At 45.4% G+C, this 15,557-nt stretch carries 10 protein-coding genes and 1 tRNA gene; 4 read left to right on the forward strand and 7 right to left on the reverse strand.

The window, feature by feature from the left end; genetic code table 11:
- The first annotated feature begins 657 nt into the window (after window positions 1-657).
- On the forward strand, window positions 658-783 hold the full coding sequence (locus NIAKO_RS39580; protein WP_262493725.1) for a hypothetical protein: 126 nt from the start codon (window positions 658-660) through the stop codon (window positions 781-783).
- Between the two features lie 157 nt (window positions 784-940).
- Here the strand turns inward: NIAKO_RS39580 and NIAKO_RS15425 are convergent, their stop codons facing one another.
- A complete protein-coding gene (locus NIAKO_RS15425) occupies window positions 941-3,406 on the reverse strand; it encodes a glutaminase family protein (protein WP_014219383.1) in 2,466 nt (821 codons plus the stop codon).
- A gap of 122 nt (window positions 3,407-3,528) precedes the next feature.
- Window positions 3,529-4,455, reverse strand: coding sequence for a hypothetical protein (locus tag NIAKO_RS15430; RefSeq protein WP_014219384.1), 927 nt, complete (start codon window positions 4,453-4,455; stop codon window positions 3,529-3,531).
- Between the two features lie 105 nt (window positions 4,456-4,560).
- Here NIAKO_RS15430 and NIAKO_RS38530 point away from each other — a divergent pair, with 105 nt between their 5' ends.
- On the forward strand, window positions 4,561-4,731 hold the full coding sequence (locus tag NIAKO_RS38530; RefSeq protein ID WP_014219385.1) for a hypothetical protein: 171 nt from the start codon (window positions 4,561-4,563) through the stop codon (window positions 4,729-4,731).
- A gap of 61 nt (window positions 4,732-4,792) precedes the next feature.
- Here the strand turns inward: NIAKO_RS38530 and NIAKO_RS15435 are convergent.
- Window positions 4,793-4,867 (reverse strand) — tRNA-Val (locus NIAKO_RS15435).
- A 267-nt stretch (window positions 4,868-5,134) separates the two neighbouring features.
- On the opposite strand from NIAKO_RS15435, the gene NIAKO_RS15440 reads away from it, so the two are divergent.
- Window positions 5,135-6,184, forward strand: coding sequence for a LacI family DNA-binding transcriptional regulator (locus NIAKO_RS15440; RefSeq protein ID WP_014219386.1), 1,050 nt, complete (start codon window positions 5,135-5,137; stop codon window positions 6,182-6,184).
- Window positions 6,185-6,198: 14 nt separating this feature from the next.
- On the opposite strand, the gene NIAKO_RS15445 is transcribed toward NIAKO_RS15440, so the two are convergent.
- From NIAKO_RS15445 to NIAKO_RS15460, 4 genes are all read right to left on the reverse strand, one after another.
- Window positions 6,199-6,741, reverse strand: coding sequence for a hypothetical protein (locus tag NIAKO_RS15445; RefSeq protein ID WP_014219387.1), 543 nt, complete (start codon window positions 6,739-6,741; stop codon window positions 6,199-6,201).
- Between the two features lie 13 nt (window positions 6,742-6,754).
- Window positions 6,755-9,667, reverse strand: coding sequence for a patatin-like phospholipase family protein (locus tag NIAKO_RS15450; RefSeq protein WP_014219388.1), 2,913 nt, complete (start codon window positions 9,665-9,667; stop codon window positions 6,755-6,757).
- A 152-nt stretch (window positions 9,668-9,819) separates the two neighbouring features.
- The gene (locus tag NIAKO_RS15455) at window positions 9,820-11,799 is read right to left on the reverse strand and encodes a RagB/SusD family nutrient uptake outer membrane protein (RefSeq protein ID WP_014219389.1); all 1,980 of its coding nucleotides are present in this window, start codon (window positions 11,797-11,799) and stop codon (window positions 9,820-9,822) included.
- Window positions 11,800-11,811: 12 nt separating this feature from the next.
- Complete coding sequence (locus tag NIAKO_RS15460) at window positions 11,812-14,931, reverse strand: SusC/RagA family TonB-linked outer membrane protein (protein ID WP_014219390.1); 3,120 nt, start codon at window positions 14,929-14,931, stop codon at window positions 11,812-11,814.
- Between the two features lie 48 nt (window positions 14,932-14,979).
- Here NIAKO_RS15460 and NIAKO_RS38535 point away from each other — a divergent pair, with 48 nt between their 5' ends.
- Entirely contained in the window at window positions 14,980-15,117 is a 138-nt protein-coding gene (locus NIAKO_RS38535) for a hypothetical protein (protein WP_155966910.1), read from the forward strand.
- Window positions 15,118-15,557 lie beyond the last annotated feature (440 nt).

Consider the following 15,557-nt stretch of genomic DNA (forward strand, 5'->3'; position numbering starts at 1 on the left):
TGGAGCTGCTAACTAACTTTTGCCATGAAATAATGAGCATAAGAAGCCGGGAAAATAAAAACATGCACCTTAAAACCAAATGATGCCGGTTGCTACTTAAATTATGACGGCATAAAATGATTATTGCTACCTGCTATTTGAATTATGGCAGGTGATTTTTGGACGTAGGAAGCTTAAAACTAAAAATTGATCGCTTTCTGCCTGGTGTCGAAAATATTTGCCTGACGGAAGGACACAGCCAATGAATTGATGGTAACAAAACAATGATTGGTAGTACCCTAAAATTGAAACACGGTCTATCCAAAATTGCAAATGGACCATGATAAATGCAATGGGAAGGCTGCTAACTGGAATAGCCAGCCTGGAAAATGACAAGTGCCATTATACAAATGGAAACTGAGGAAGCAATTCATAATATCCGGACACATGAACATTAACCGGAACCTGAGTACCCATGGCTTTTACATTCAATCGCTCCCCCGGCATCATTCTGATCTTTGTTGAGAAGTAAGTGCCATAAATGGATGATTTTTAAATTAAAAGGGTAAAACGAAAAAGCCCCCTCGCTTATTTGAATCTTTCCAGCCTTTATCCTTCGATAATTGCACCGGCTTGATTATTTTTAGCGCATGAGCATCTTATCCCAACTGAAAGAGCATGCTGCAATGCAGGGAAGCCATCCGGGCTAAGGGGTTCACAGGTTATCACCTGCAGGATGCATTGGAAGAAGAAGATTTCAGGGAGGGGGGAGCGGTTGCAATAAAATTTCCTCTCATCAATTAATGCGAGCATCCAGCTTAATGAAAAACACGGACGACTGACGCTATCTGTATAAGGGTTTGGTTACAGGCAAAGAAGCTGTAAGATAAAAAAAGGTCCACTTTTCAGTGAACCTTCGTGCTAAAACAGACTAATTGCTGAACTATAAAAAAGTTTAATATCATTTAACCTTCGTGCTGTCTGCCAGCATTTTCATAAAGAATCCCCCTACCACACTTCTGGCTTTAAAGTTTTCCCGGATGCCGGTGATGGCATCGTAGAAATCGTTCAGGGGAACGCGGGATCCGGTTTCAAGGGTAAACCGGTAAACAGGTGTTATCAGCTTTTCAAATTGATCTTGTTGCGGAGCAAAACTGGCAGTCCACAGGATCCAGTCGTTCTTGGTATAGGTTTTCCGGCTGTCCAGTGGCAACCCGAATTTCTGTTGCCTGCCAAGATAATATTGGGTTTCCGTGTCATATACCTTTTGCGGGAAAAGATGCAGGTTGAGCACTTTATCCCAGATAAGATTGTACTTCTGGCTCCAGGTTTCTTTATTATCAAAGGTGAGGCTATAGTGATCGCCGGCGTCTGCCATCTGCATCCATTTAGGCACCATGCTTTCGGCAATCGCCCGGTATTTTTTCGCAGTTTCGGTTTCGCCTAACATTTCAGCAAGCTGCGCATAACACGCGATCCCAACGATTGCTTTTACCGATAGGTTCGCATTCCGCGCCAGGTGACCGGCAAAATCATCCGTGCACAATTGCGTTTTGGGATCAAGCCCTTCTTTTGTGAGGTAGTCAACCCAGGTAGTCAATGTTTTCCAGTGCAGCTTCGCATAATTGGCATTGCCCTGCCTGTTGGCCATTGCCGCTGTGAGGATGATCATATTACCTGATTCTTCCACTGGCATTGGCTCCCCATAGGTTTGCCCGTTAGCAGCCGGATAAGTGCCCAGATCATGGGCTGCCCAGGGATGGGCATACTTACCGGTTTCACTGAAATGAAAAATTCCATTCAGCATCCCCTGTACCAATTCCGGGTTATAAAGCAGGTATAACGGGGCCGATGGATAGGTGACGTCTACCGTGTTGATAAACCCGCCGCTGTTGTTTTCCTTGGAAAGCCACAGGATTTCCCCTTCAGGACTTTTTACCAGCGTGTGCGCAGCAATGCTTTGACGATAAGCCAGGGCACACAAGTGCGCATACATATTACCACCTGCTTTGACAGCCTCGTTATTCAATTCGTTATTAAAGGCTGCACACTTTTCCATAACCGTCTTATATTCTTTAGCAGCTTCCGCCAGCTGGCCTTCTATTGTGTGCTTACCATCATTATTCCACCAGGGACGCAGATTGGTATTAAAATACTGAATGGAAAACAGCTCGTCGTAACCAAGCAGCATCTCCCGTTCAACAGGTTCTTTTCCTACAGCACCGATGGGAATCACGGTATTCAGCGCCAGCGATTTTCCGGTAGCCGCGGTTGAGGTTACAGATCCATTACCAAATACGCTTGCAGCGTCAGGACTTCTGGTGATAAATTGCTGCGCGCCGGACGACTGGGGTACTGCTACATAAAAATATCCCCAGTCAATTCGCATATCATCTGCACCCTTTTGAAGCACCGGTTGCGCTACAGTGCCAGTTTTTAAAATTGACAACCCGCCCGCATTATACCTGCGGGTAGAAACTTCCTGCGCAGGCTGGTACACGGCAATATTGGAGGAAGCACTCAGGAATACTTTGACGTTGTGCTTTTTTTCATCATTGGCTTTTACGCCATAGGTAATATACGAAACAGGCCGCGACAACAACTTTAGATCATTCAGCAACAGCGGCGAGGTAAATGTCAGTTTCAGATCAATATTGCCACAGGTAAAATCATAAATGGTTTGGGTAGCGGTAACGGCCACATGCTTTTGTTCAGCCAGGGCCATGTTATCCGTATTGTCTTTGACTTTATCTACCAGTCCAAAGTCAAGGAACCTGCCGCCCGCGGTATTTTCCAAATGGATAGCAATAATATTCTGGCCGGTTGTAAGGTCAGTTTTATTTATGGGTTGATATTGAAAGGAATTCGTCCATCCCACTTTGTCATATATCTTTTTCCCATTCAAAAAAACTTCCACATTGTCGTCGTGGTTCAACTTCAGAAAAAGCTCATTGATGTTGGCAAGATCTGTTATCGTAAAAGATCTTCTCACCCAAATGTGGTTTGACGTCCAACTGGTCTTTGCGATCTTTTCGTTATCGCCAATGGGGGCCTGACCGGATTTCCAGGCGGCATCGTTGAAATTGGCCGACATCCAGTCGCCCTGGGGCTGCGTTTCGGTATAGCGGACTGGATAGGCTGTTTCGTCAGAAGCTTTAAGAATAGTCTTATAGTTGGTTTCGGCCTTACCCATGAACCGGTAAATGCGGCCATCTACATTGATCAATCCTAATAAAGAATGGTCTGCTCCGGTCCAGTGTTGGGTGGTTGAGGCATTCAACTGATCGGTAGTTGACCAGATACTAAAATAGGTATTGTGCGTAATGAGCGGGTAAGCGGGCGCCTGTCTGTCCTGCGCGAAGATCCAGGTTGATACAAATATTGCTGTAGTTACGGCAAGTACTTTAATGCTGTTCAATCGTGTCATGAAAAATCATTGTTCAATTAAAAGAGAAAAGTAAAGAAATAGCAAATTGCTGATAGCACAATTCGTATCAAACTTTGTACGATTTGTTTCAAAATGATTTAACATGCCGGTAACAATGCTTATCAACAGATCAGCAACAACCTAGGTCCCGATTTTTCGGCAGGTGCACGGTGAAGACAGGGAGGAACCTGGCTTTCAGGATGATCAACCGCCAACCTCCACAGGTTACCAATGCCTAAGCTAATTGGGCGGGCATCCGTTTCAGCCTGATAGTGCAGATCAAAGAAATGTTCACTTAGGAATAATTCAAAACCATCTTCTGCTCCCTGATATAGTTTTCTGAGCTCCGCACGTATTTCCGGAATAAGTATTTTCTGTTTACCCTGCCCATTGGGCAATATTTCACTCGGGTCGCCATAGTAAGTGCACAAGAAGGTATCGGTTGGCACAGGCGAGCGATCTACATGATAGGAATAAACGTCGGTTGGGAAAAACGGGTAGGCATCATCCCGGTCATAATGGTTGATCACATTCAAGACCGGCGATGCACCATGAGCCTTTAATAACTCCAGGTCATTTAAAAGAATTTCCCGGGCCAATTGCCCTTGTTCACTCAGGGAAAGTTCATTAAGTTCTTCCGGGTCAATGGTGGTTATATTTCCGGTTAGCGTTACCTTTTTAACAATCTCAGCAAAATCTCCTGTTAGTTTACGGGACCAGCAAATCGCATTAATTATTCCGGTATATGGCATAGATACCAGGTCCTCAAAATTCGGGACATAGAGAATTTGATTCTCAGCCAGAAATAAGTCGTCCCAAACCTTATTATCCGGAAGGCAATAGCCAACGATAATATCCATCGTGTCAAGTATTCTATCTTCATCTTTTTCATTTCCTTCTCTTTGCAATTCATACCTGATCTCTGTAAAGATCCGGTAAGCATCCTGAGCCGACATTCCTTCTTCTTTCATTTTTACCAGCACATCCCGAAAACTGTATATTTCGTTTTTAAAATATGAAAAAATTAATTCATGCCATTTACCTGCCATGGGTTTGATTTTTTATACATTAGCGGCCTTATGTCTTAGCTATGCAATCGGAACCGCTCAATTTTTAAAGGCCAAAGTTACCGGAATTGATAACCCTGAAATCTGATGCAATTAAAAAGACTGTTTATTGGAACGAAGAGAGAAGCATCCCATCCGAACCAATCAAAAGATGGGGGCTCAAAAGAATTAAACGGCCAGGTGAAGAGGAATAATCATGAATATCCTGAACCTGTTTTTAATATTAAACAGCAGTTGCGTGGGAGAGAGATGAGTTAAATGCTCTGAGTCGTTCACCAATAAAAAAAGGTCCACATTACTGTGAACCTTTCTTGTTTTGTGGGAGTTGACGGGCTCGAACCGCCGACCCTCTGCTTGTAAGGCAGATGCTCTGAACCAACTGAGCTAAACTCCCTTTTTGATTTCTTTAGATTTTAACTTGTTTGCCCGCCGATTCTCCCGATTGTAAATCGGGATGCTCTGAACCAACTGAGCTAAACTCCTTCTGATCAAACTGGTTTAATCCCCTTGATTATCACTGGGGTTGCAAATGTAAGGTTCCTTTTTAAATTACAAAATTTTGAGGCCCTGTTTTTTTTATCTTTCTTCCATACCCGTTTGCCGATTCCATTTTTTTATTCAAAAAAAGCTCCATTTCTTTGATAAACATCATCCTGTTATAATGGCCGAAAACCGGGAAGTAACGATATACGATATTGCCAGGCACCTCAATATTTCTGCCGCCACGGTCAGCCGGGGCCTGAACAACAATCCTGCTGTAAGCAAGAATACCAGAAAGAAAATTACGGAGGCGGCGCAGAAACTGGGTTACCAGAGCAACACCTTTGCCAGCAGCCTGCGCAGCAAAAGCACGCATACGCTGGGCGTTCTGGTGCCCCGGCTCAACAGCCATTTCATGTCATCCGTACTGGCGGGCATGGAAAAAGCAGCCAATAAACACGGGTATAACCTCATCATTGCCCAATCGCTGGAAGAAGCGGAGAACGAAAAGCAGAATGCCGACACGATGTTCAACAAACGGGTAGATGGCCTGCTGATCTCCCTGGCTTACGATACCAGCAACCTGAATCACCTGGAGCCTTTTTTCAAGCGCAATATCCCGGTGGTGTTCTTCGACCGTGTTCAATCCCATACCAGCAGCATATCGGTTGTCATCAACAATTATGAGGCCGCCTACAAGATAACCAGCCACCTGATAGACCAGGGCTGCCGCCGGATCATGCACATCGGCGGAAATGTACTCAGGAACGTGTATAAAGACCGCTTCGAGGGTTACCGGCAGGCGCTGAAAGACCATGACCTCCCCTTCCAGGAGAAATGGCATTTAGTGACTGCCTTGTCTGAGGAAGATGGCACCGCAGCAGCCAATCACATCCTCGGTTTCCCGGCGTCAAAACGGCCGGATGCCGTCTTTTGCGCCAACGATACATCAGCCGTATACTGTATGATGGCATTGAAAGCAGCCGGGTTCCGCATACCTGAGGACATAGCATTTGCCGGCTTCAACAACGACCCCATCAGCAAGGTCATTGAACCCAACCTCACTACGGTTGACTATTCTGGCGAAACTATGGGCAATACCGCTGTCACCAATCTCATTAACCACCTCAAAGGCATTAGCAATCTTTACAGTACCAACTCTATTACATTACGGGCTAATTTGATCATCAGGGCTTCTTCGTTGAAGAAAGTGGCAGGAAGTAAGAAGTAGGAAGAAATTACCGGTTAACGTTTATATGCTATATTATTTTCATTTTTAAATACCAATTGCTTCAACCACACCAGGATCCAGATCAAAGCCATAAAAATGTTCGCAATTAATAAAATGGTTTTTATGGTGGTGAAATAAGAAACTACAGTAGCAATTCCGTCCCCTGCGCCCAAAAGATAAGTCGCAAAACTTAGGTCTTCCAGATAATCAAAAATAGCGCCCATCACTATAACAACAGCAAGTATCCTATACAATTTGAGATGAGTACATACCTGCAGGCAACTCATGAACAACAAGGTATACACAACCGGAAACACCAGGTCTAACGGAAAAAACGATGTAAAATAACGCTGATGATCGTAGCCAAAGTGTTTGGCATCCATCACATATTGTTTATCAATTTTGAACTTTGCCTCCCAGGAATGTACATCTATCGGGTGAGGGCTCACCACCGCATTTTTAATATAATAACTTTCTATTTCACCAAAGATGAACCTGAACAGCAGAAACAAGGCTATATAAGGTATAATATATTTTTTAGCAATCAGTTTATTCATATTAATAGATTAATCAGCGATTACTTTTTATTTCGCGGATAATAGCATTCAGGTTGGGATTTTCCTGTAGCCTGATGTTAATTCGTCTGGCGGTAGTATCCGACATAAACCAGTTCATGGCATAGGGTGGTTCAGCATTATAAAACCGGTGCAGGTTTTTATCATTATCCCACTCGTCCTTACTTTTATACAGTGAAACACGTTTATAATCTGCCGGAAAGGAATCATAGTCTCTGAGATCATTGAGATAATTAATGAGGCGTCCATCGTTGACCGTTGTCTGCATGTCGTATGCACCGAGAATGGTCAGAACCGGGGCCAGCAAGTCGTTTTTAAAAGGCGGAATACTTTTTATACCGGTTGAATCCACTTCAATCGGACTGTTCACAATGTGGATCACATGAAAACGCACCCGTTTAATCAATTTCCCAATGGGTTCATTATTGCGACTGGCTTTTTCACCGGTTACAATAATAGCACGGATTAACTCCTGTACAACCCCTGCACCGGAGTTGTCAAAATAACCACCGTCTACAAAATAATTGTCTTTGATCTTTCCTGCCGGGCTCAGATAAGGAAATCGTGCGCCGAGAATGGAGCCGGAGGCCATGCTGATATCCATAGTATCATCCAGCAGTTTTACCACATCTACCCGGTTATTAAAAGTAGCACTGTCCATCCTGAGATTGGTGACTACGCCAGGATTGCCATCCTGCACCCGCGTGGTATTAATGCAAAGGATGGGGTATTTTATTTTACCATTTTTGTCAAGCGCCGGGAAGCTGGAAAAGTTTTCATTAAAAGGAATTTTATATAATGGGGTATCGGTTTGGCAGGATGCCTCAAAAGACTCTTCCAGTTTGGCGCCCCTGTCAGACGCTGTTAACAATTTTAACCCGGGAATGATATAGTGAAAATAATCAGGCCCCAGCAAATAGGCAAACGTGTAAGTAAAATAATCCTGCTTCAAATACGCCTGCAGAGATTGCTCGTACCGGGATCGGGAAGTAATTGTTCCTTTATTTCCCAGCATGGAGAAATAGCTGGCCACGCCTACCCCGCCCCCGGATGTCCCCGACAGGCAAAATACCTGATCGGAAAATCGCCTGCCGTCAGAACGGACGGCTAGGTCCTCCAACCTGCCAAGTACCGAGGCGGTCCAGTACCCCGACCTGGAGGCGCCACCATTGGACATAACAAAGTACATATCAATTTTAGATGTACTATCATTCAACGGTGCATTCTTTTGCAACCATGCCAGCAGATAAGGTTTAAATTCCGCCCTATCTGCTTTTTTAATAGTAACCTTATTAACATCCTGTAATTTCTTTTGGCGTACACAGTGATTTTCATACATCCCTATGGAAGAAGCAAGTAAAAAAAGCAGGAAGTGAAAATTCAATTTATACTTTACAGAGAGGGCGGTAATAAAATTACCAAAGATCAGCAGCACCCCAAACGCCAGCAATACAGAAGAGAAAGGCCCCACTACACGTGCAAAAGTCAGGGACCAGATAATACCCAAATAACAACCGATCCCCATTACGCTGGTAATCAGGAACCATGTATAATAACCGGTTTCCAGCGGCGGAATACAGAAATATGCCATAATACGTTTAGTGTTACTTATCCTTACGGGCGCCGGAGCAGGTGGCGGCGCCGGCACCTGACTAACATTCTTCCGGTGTAGGCTGGTATAGAAAATATAAACAATATGCAGTAGAATTATCAAAAGCAGGATAGACCAAAACCCAACGCTCTGGCCAAAGCTGATAACCACCAGGCTTACCAGAAAGACCACTCCCAGCACATTAAACAAAAACCTGAAAGCAGACTCATTTTGCGGACTCTTCGACATCCAGTTCCCAATCCATTTGTTCAGAAAATAAAAAGCCAGGATTAATTCAAGCAAAAGCAATACAGCCCATTTCGATTGCATAGCAAGAACAACAAGCGGCGACTGAAGAATGGCCAACTCAAGCACCAGGAAACAGGTATTACCGATGGTCTTCGGAAACTCTACAAGAAAACTCTTGTATACATTGGGATAGGTTTTTCCCTGCGATGGAATTGATTTTCCTATTGCTTTGCTGATCTCTGCAACCGGTTCCTCGTGCTTTTTTTCTTTGATGTAATAAATAATCCTGGAGGAATACCAGCTTACATAGGACCAAAAGCCAATAGCCATAAAAAAGACAATCCTTGAATAATTCCAATGCACCCCATCATAATTGATAACATCCGTTTTACTATTGGCAAACGCTACTATAAAATCCTTACCCTGTCCAGCCAACCAAAGAGCGGCAATACATAAAACAAGAAATATAATGCCGGGAAAAAAGATCCAGATGGATTTAAGGAATTGTGACAAAAGCGACCTGGCCCCTTCAAGAAATACCTTTACAGACACTTTTGCACTGGAAAACGTTATGGGTGCGCGTGGAATGAGAACGAATAAAGTGCTGAGAATGGCCACACCGATAAAAGTGAATTTTGAGTAGGTATAACCACGCATATCCACCGCTGATTCATTGAACTGAATAATATGAGATATTTTATTATCCTGGACAGCATCGATAGCTGTTCCGATCAGGAGAGCCACTCCGCCAACTTTCAAAATAGCTCTCATCCATCTTCGCTTTTCATTGGCGTGCAGCCGGTAGATAATGAATAAAAAGAAGGATAAATAAACCAACATAAAAATATAATCCAGTTTAATAAGGCTTGTAACAGCATTGCTCCTTCGCACATCTTCTTTCCAAAAGTCCAAAATGGTATTTGCACCGGCTGAGTCGCTGCGATTGAAAGTAGTAAACTGGAAAGCTTTCTTTCCATCTGCCGCCCGGTCATTTTGAAGGGATAAATAAGAAACTATGAGTGTAAATGACACAAGGCCTACCAGGAGTACAGGTAAGATCCGTTTCATAATATGCAATTTAGAGATGGATAATGAACGCTTATACGAAGGTAGTTTTTGACACCCCAATTAATTTCCCGTGAAAACACCCATTTTTTTAAACGAAAAAGGCTGCCCCTTTCGAGACAGCCCCTAACGTCAAACTATGCTATATGTATCTGCTACTGATAACCCGGATTTTGGTATGCAGCTTTTTCATCTGCTGTCGCGTCCATACCATCCAGCTGGGCCTGTGGTATCGGCCGCAGGTAATATTTTTTATCAATGGTGCGCGTTACCGTTTGTGGCGTATGGCTGCCGTAAGTGGCTGCACAGATATCATAGGTACCTGCAATATCGCTCCAGGTTTGGGTACGCACCAGGTCGAACCAGCGCATCCCTTCACCGAAGTATTCGCGTGAACGTTCAGCCAGAATATAAGGGATATCTATAACGGCCGGTGTGGCAGCCGTCATGGCAGCACTGTTATCTGCAACAAATGCCGCATTGTCTTTATTGGAGAACTTCCATTTACCTGCTCTTGCGCGGATCACATTGATCAGTTCCCTCGCGCTTTTGCCTGCTACAGGAGTAGCGCCTTTTACAGCGGCTTCCGCAGCGATAAAATAGAATTCAGAGAATTTGGCGATCTTGAATGGACGCGTGCTGGTAGCATTGGGCTGACCGAGACCGGTACCATTATCGGTGCGGTATTCACCTATCTTCCACAAATTGGGAAACACAATTCTGCTGATACCGCGGGGCGAGATCACAAAGTCTGCGCGGCCGGGCAATACACCGGCGCCAATTGCATTGGATGATTTACCAGGAAAGGAAGCGCCGGAAGGATAGGTGATGCCTGGGGTTAGTGATTCATCATTCAAAAAGCTCAGGATGGGTTGTCCGGGTGTAACCGGCATGTCATTCGCATTATACAAGGTGGCGTTGGTAGTGCCGCCTTTGGGCCAGTTACCCCTGAAAACGGTGGTGAAGGTACCATCATAACGGGAGTCGAGCGTTTTTTCTGCAAAAGTGTTCGTAATAGCACCAATGGTTGGGCACATCCGCGTATAGGGGCGGCCTAAAGACTGGGCGGCCTCCCGTTGTACGGGGCTTACGCCTGCACCATCACCGGTGGGATTCGGCGCACTTCTGATACCGGTATAATTGAAGGTCACCATCCAGGTGGCCCCGTTTCTGCCATTGCCCGATTCCGAATCAAAACAACTCAAACAGGCGCCATTATAAAATTCGTTGTCCTGCGTATGATCGGCATACAACATTTCTTCTTTACCGCGGTCATTGCCACCTACATGCACATCATAAAATGTACTTTCCAATCCATAAGAACCAGGATTGCTGATACCCTGTACCGCAATATCATATGCTTTTTGAAAATACCAGGCTGCATCATGGTTATCCGGGTCGGTCCGGTTGGCAGCCGGGTAAGTAGGAATGTTGTTGGGGTTTTGCAACCACCAGCCATACGTTAAATACGCTTTTGCCAGGTACAACCGCGCCACGTTTTTCGTAACGCCACCGGTTACCCTTGGCGCATCCGGCAGATCATTGATCGCCTGCAGCAGGTCGGGAAAGACAGCTTTGGTATATACTTCGGGTACGGTATTGCGTACAGATTTTCTGGAGGCCGAGATATTAAATTTCAATTCGCCTGCTCCCAGGTCCAATGGAACGCCACCAAACGTTTGCACCAGCAGAAAATAGTCAAAGGCGCGGAAGAACCTGGCCTCCGCGAGCAGCGCAGCCGAAATAGTGGGTACAGCTCCGCCATTTTCAATAATGCCACTGGCGGTATTGATATTAGAGAAGGCCGTTCCCCATAAAGCGTCAGAGCGGCTGCTGGCTGCGGTTAAATTCCCTACCCCGCTCAAATCAACATCCTTAAAGTTCTGGTCAGCACTCGATGCATAGGTATATTCATCGGTGCCGGTTTCCAGTGTGTTATAATAATAGGGTTGTCCATAAATTAAGCGGAGGTGCGCATATTGAGAGGTGATCCCTCCCAGCACGCCTTTCTCCGTTTTGAAGAAATCGGGTGTATAAGTGCTGCGTGGTTCTTCTTCCAGCACTTTCTTACATCTTGTAAACAACAGCATGGCGCATGCCGATACCGTAAGTGATTTTATAAGCAGATGGTTCATATTCTAAATAATTTAAAATGTCAAATTAGCACCCAAAATATAGTTGCGGGTAGACGGTGTATTGTACCCTACGGTAAGCAGGCGGTTCAACAGGCCTGTGTTTGAACTGATAGCTCCTGTTGATGACACGTTTTGATTACCATACGAGTTGGTTTCCGGATCAAGGCCCGATTCTTTATGAAATGGTGAGAACATGACAAATGGGTTTTGAACGGTAGCGTACATCCGCAATTTGATATTTGACTTTTTCAGCAGGCTCTGGTTGAAGTCGTAGCCCAGAGTGATGGTGCGGATCTTCATAAACGAGCCGTCGAAATAACTGAGCGTACTGCCATACTTGGGGTTATCACTGCTCACAATACCGCCGGGTTTAGGATATTTTGCATTGGGATTATCGGGTGTCCAGTAATCAACGTTTATATTGTTACGGCGTCCGCTCAACAAATTCAAATAACCGCTTGCACCATGAATGGTACTGAAGAGAATGCCACCATGACGATAGAAACCAACCACGCCCAAATCGAAACCTTTGTAGGCAACATGGGTATTAAAGCCGCCCTGCCAGTCAGGGTCCACATCCATGATCTGTCTGTCGGCAGAGCCAATTGCCCGTTCAGGCGTGCCATCTGATTTATAACCACCGGTATATTTCACTTTGATCATACCTATGTTTCCGCCTGGCTCCAGGGTATTTAAATAAGCATCGTCTTTTTGCCACAGGCCAACGCGCTGGTAATCAAAAATGGCATTGATGTTATGCCCTACGAACCACCAGTTGGCTTCATCACGGGTTTGTCCGGAAGCGAGGGAGGTGAGTTTATTTTTGTTTACATAGAAGTTAATGCCCGCATCCCAGGTAAAGCCATTTACATTGTCGAGGATCACGCCATTCAGCCCCAGTTCAAAACCCTTGTTCTGCGTGGTGCCAATATTGCCGGTAATGCTGGTTACGCCAGATGTGGGCGGCAGGGTTTGACCAAACAGAACGCCTTCTGTTTTGGTAATATAATATTCGATAGTACCCGACAAGCGGTTTTTGAGGATGCTGAAATCAAGACCAAAGTTAAAGGTCTTGGAGAATTCCCAACCCAGGTTGGGATTCGGCAATTGCGTTACATACAACCCGGTGCTATAGCTGCTGCCGAAATTATAAGGCCGGGTATCCAGTTTTCCCAGGGTTGAGTAAGGCGCAATGGCCTGGTTGGAAGTTTCACCGTAACCAGCCCGTAATTTCAGGGTATTGAAGATATCGAGGCTTTGGATGAACGATTCGTTAGCCAGGTTCCAACCTGCCGAGATGGCCGGATAGGTATGCCATTTATGACCCGGTGCCAGCCTTGACGAACCATCGGAACGTAAAGTTGCAGAGATCATGTACTTGTTATCATAAGAATACATGATACGGCCCATAGCCGATTTAAGTCCCGATAACTGGTAATCCTGGTTGGCAGGATCAACAGTTATTTGTCCGGCCGCCTGACCAAGGTTATAAAATTGAAAGGCATCGGCCGGAATATCGCGGGCTGCCATATTGGTACGAACATACCTGAGTTGTTCTGCAGAATACAAAGCCACCGCATTGATGGCGTGTTTGCCAATTGTGCGATCGTAAGTAAGCAGATTTTCCAGTGTATAGTGCACTGTATTTCTGCTGTCAACAGATGCAGAAGAAGGCGTAGTGGGGTTAAGCGCATCGCCAACGCCGGCGCCGGTATAGGCGCCATTATTGGTTTGCACATAATCAAGCCCCAGGTTCATCCTGTACTTCAACCCGGTAATGAACGGCGCTTTTATTTCACCATACACCGAATTATAGGTTGCAAACCCGCGGGTTTCATTTACCCACTGATCATTATTCGTCAGGTTCTTCACTACATCCTTCGTATAAACATACTGGTTGTCAGCAATCATTCTTACACCTCTTCTCAATGTGCCATCAGCATTGTATGGCGAGGAAATAGGCGTCATGCTTAAGGTATTGTACAAACCAACCTGGCTGCCCTGGGTTTGGTTGTAGTTGGTATTGGTGGTCAACCCCACGCGAACATATTGCCCCACTCCCTGATCGAGCGAGCCACGTACAGTATACCGTTTGTATTGCTGCGTGGGTATTACGCCCTGGTTGTTATAATAACCGCCGCCAAAATTGTAGCTGCCGGTTTCTGAACCACCCGAAACACTGATGTTGTGGTCGGTCACAATACCGGTTTGATAAAGCAGGTCCTGCCAGTCGGTATTCACGCTGTCGGCCTCATCCTGTCCGTTTGTATACTGACCGGCGGCTTTACGCAGGGCAACAAACTGGGGACCGTTCATCATGGGGTATTTGGCAAACACTTTTTGTGCGCCTACATAGCCGCTGTAAGAAACACGGGGTTTTCTGTTTTTGGCGCCTTTATCGGTGGTAACCAATATAACACCATTGGCGCCACGCGAACCGTAAATAGCAGTGGCCGAAGCATCCTTCAGCACATCGATGCTTTTAATATCATTTGGGTTGATGTCGGCCAGAGAACCGATAAAAGGAATTCCATCCAGTACGATCAACGGGTTGTTGTCGCCGGTTAAGGAGCGTGTACCACGAATACGGATCTGCATGGTAGCGCCCGGCTGGGTACTCGTTTGCGCTATATCTACTCCGGGTAAACGTCCCTGCAGGGCCTGTGAAATATTGGGTGTTGGCACCTCCCGCATTTTTTCGCCGCCAATAGAAGCCACCGAACCGGTAACCGCTTCTTTCCGCTGGGTACCATAACCAATTACCACCACTTCATTCAGATCTGTTGCGGCCGCAGCCAGCTGTATATTAAGGATCGCATTATCATCGCCTACAGTAACTTCTTTAACAGCAAAAGTTACACTGGAGATCACCAGCACGGCCCCTTTGGAGGCCGGAATGGCAAAGCTGCCATCCATACCGGTGTTGGTACCGGTATTGGTACCCTTTACCGTTATCGAAGCGCCGGGAACAGGCGCACCTTTCTGATCAGTTATCTTTCCTCTTACGGTATTTTGCGCAAATGCTGCTGTATCTGCAAAAAAGCAGCATACAATCAACAACGTCGCTGCAAGCACTTTTTCCCATAGCCGTCCTTGCAGACTGCGCTTTTTGGGATGTAGAACGTTTAGCATAGTAATCGTTTTGGTTATAAACATTTAGTTGTTTTTAAGATCGTGGGCATGGCAATCCCGTTCACCCGGCCGGTGTGCTATAAGCTGTATACAGTTTATACGGCTATGGCTACCGGCGAATGTTTTACGTGGACAACACCCGGGTTAGTTGTTGAAAACTATCCCGGCACCTGGCATACGAAGTAGTTATGAAAGATTAAAAGCTTGTGAGAAAGGCGGTTAGAGTGTAACATATGGCAATTTTTAAGTCGGTTTCAAGCGTTTACCGGGCTATTAGGACCGTCCGGCATAACGAAAATAGTGATTTTTTTAAAAAAATGAAACCGATTACATTTTTTTAGACAAATATTTCAGGGCGGAAACTAATTGAACTGACATACCCTAATTTGATACAGGGGATTAGCAGTAGCAACCGATTGCAAAATAATTGCAGGATGAAAGGCCCGCCTACGCCAAGGCTTCGGCGGACGAAGCAGACAACAAAGGGCAAAAGGCTCGCCTACTCCGCCAAACGGCGGATTCGGGGGACAATGACGGGTGGGGTAGTATAAAACTGAACGCTGAGTGTGCGAAAGCGGACAATTAATAAAAACAATGAAAACGCAACCGGTTGGATGTTAATGGGT

Origin of the sequence: Niastella koreensis GR20-10 (assembly GCF_000246855.1) — a bacterium.
Classification (GTDB): domain Bacteria; phylum Bacteroidota; class Bacteroidia; order Chitinophagales; family Chitinophagaceae; genus Niastella; species Niastella koreensis.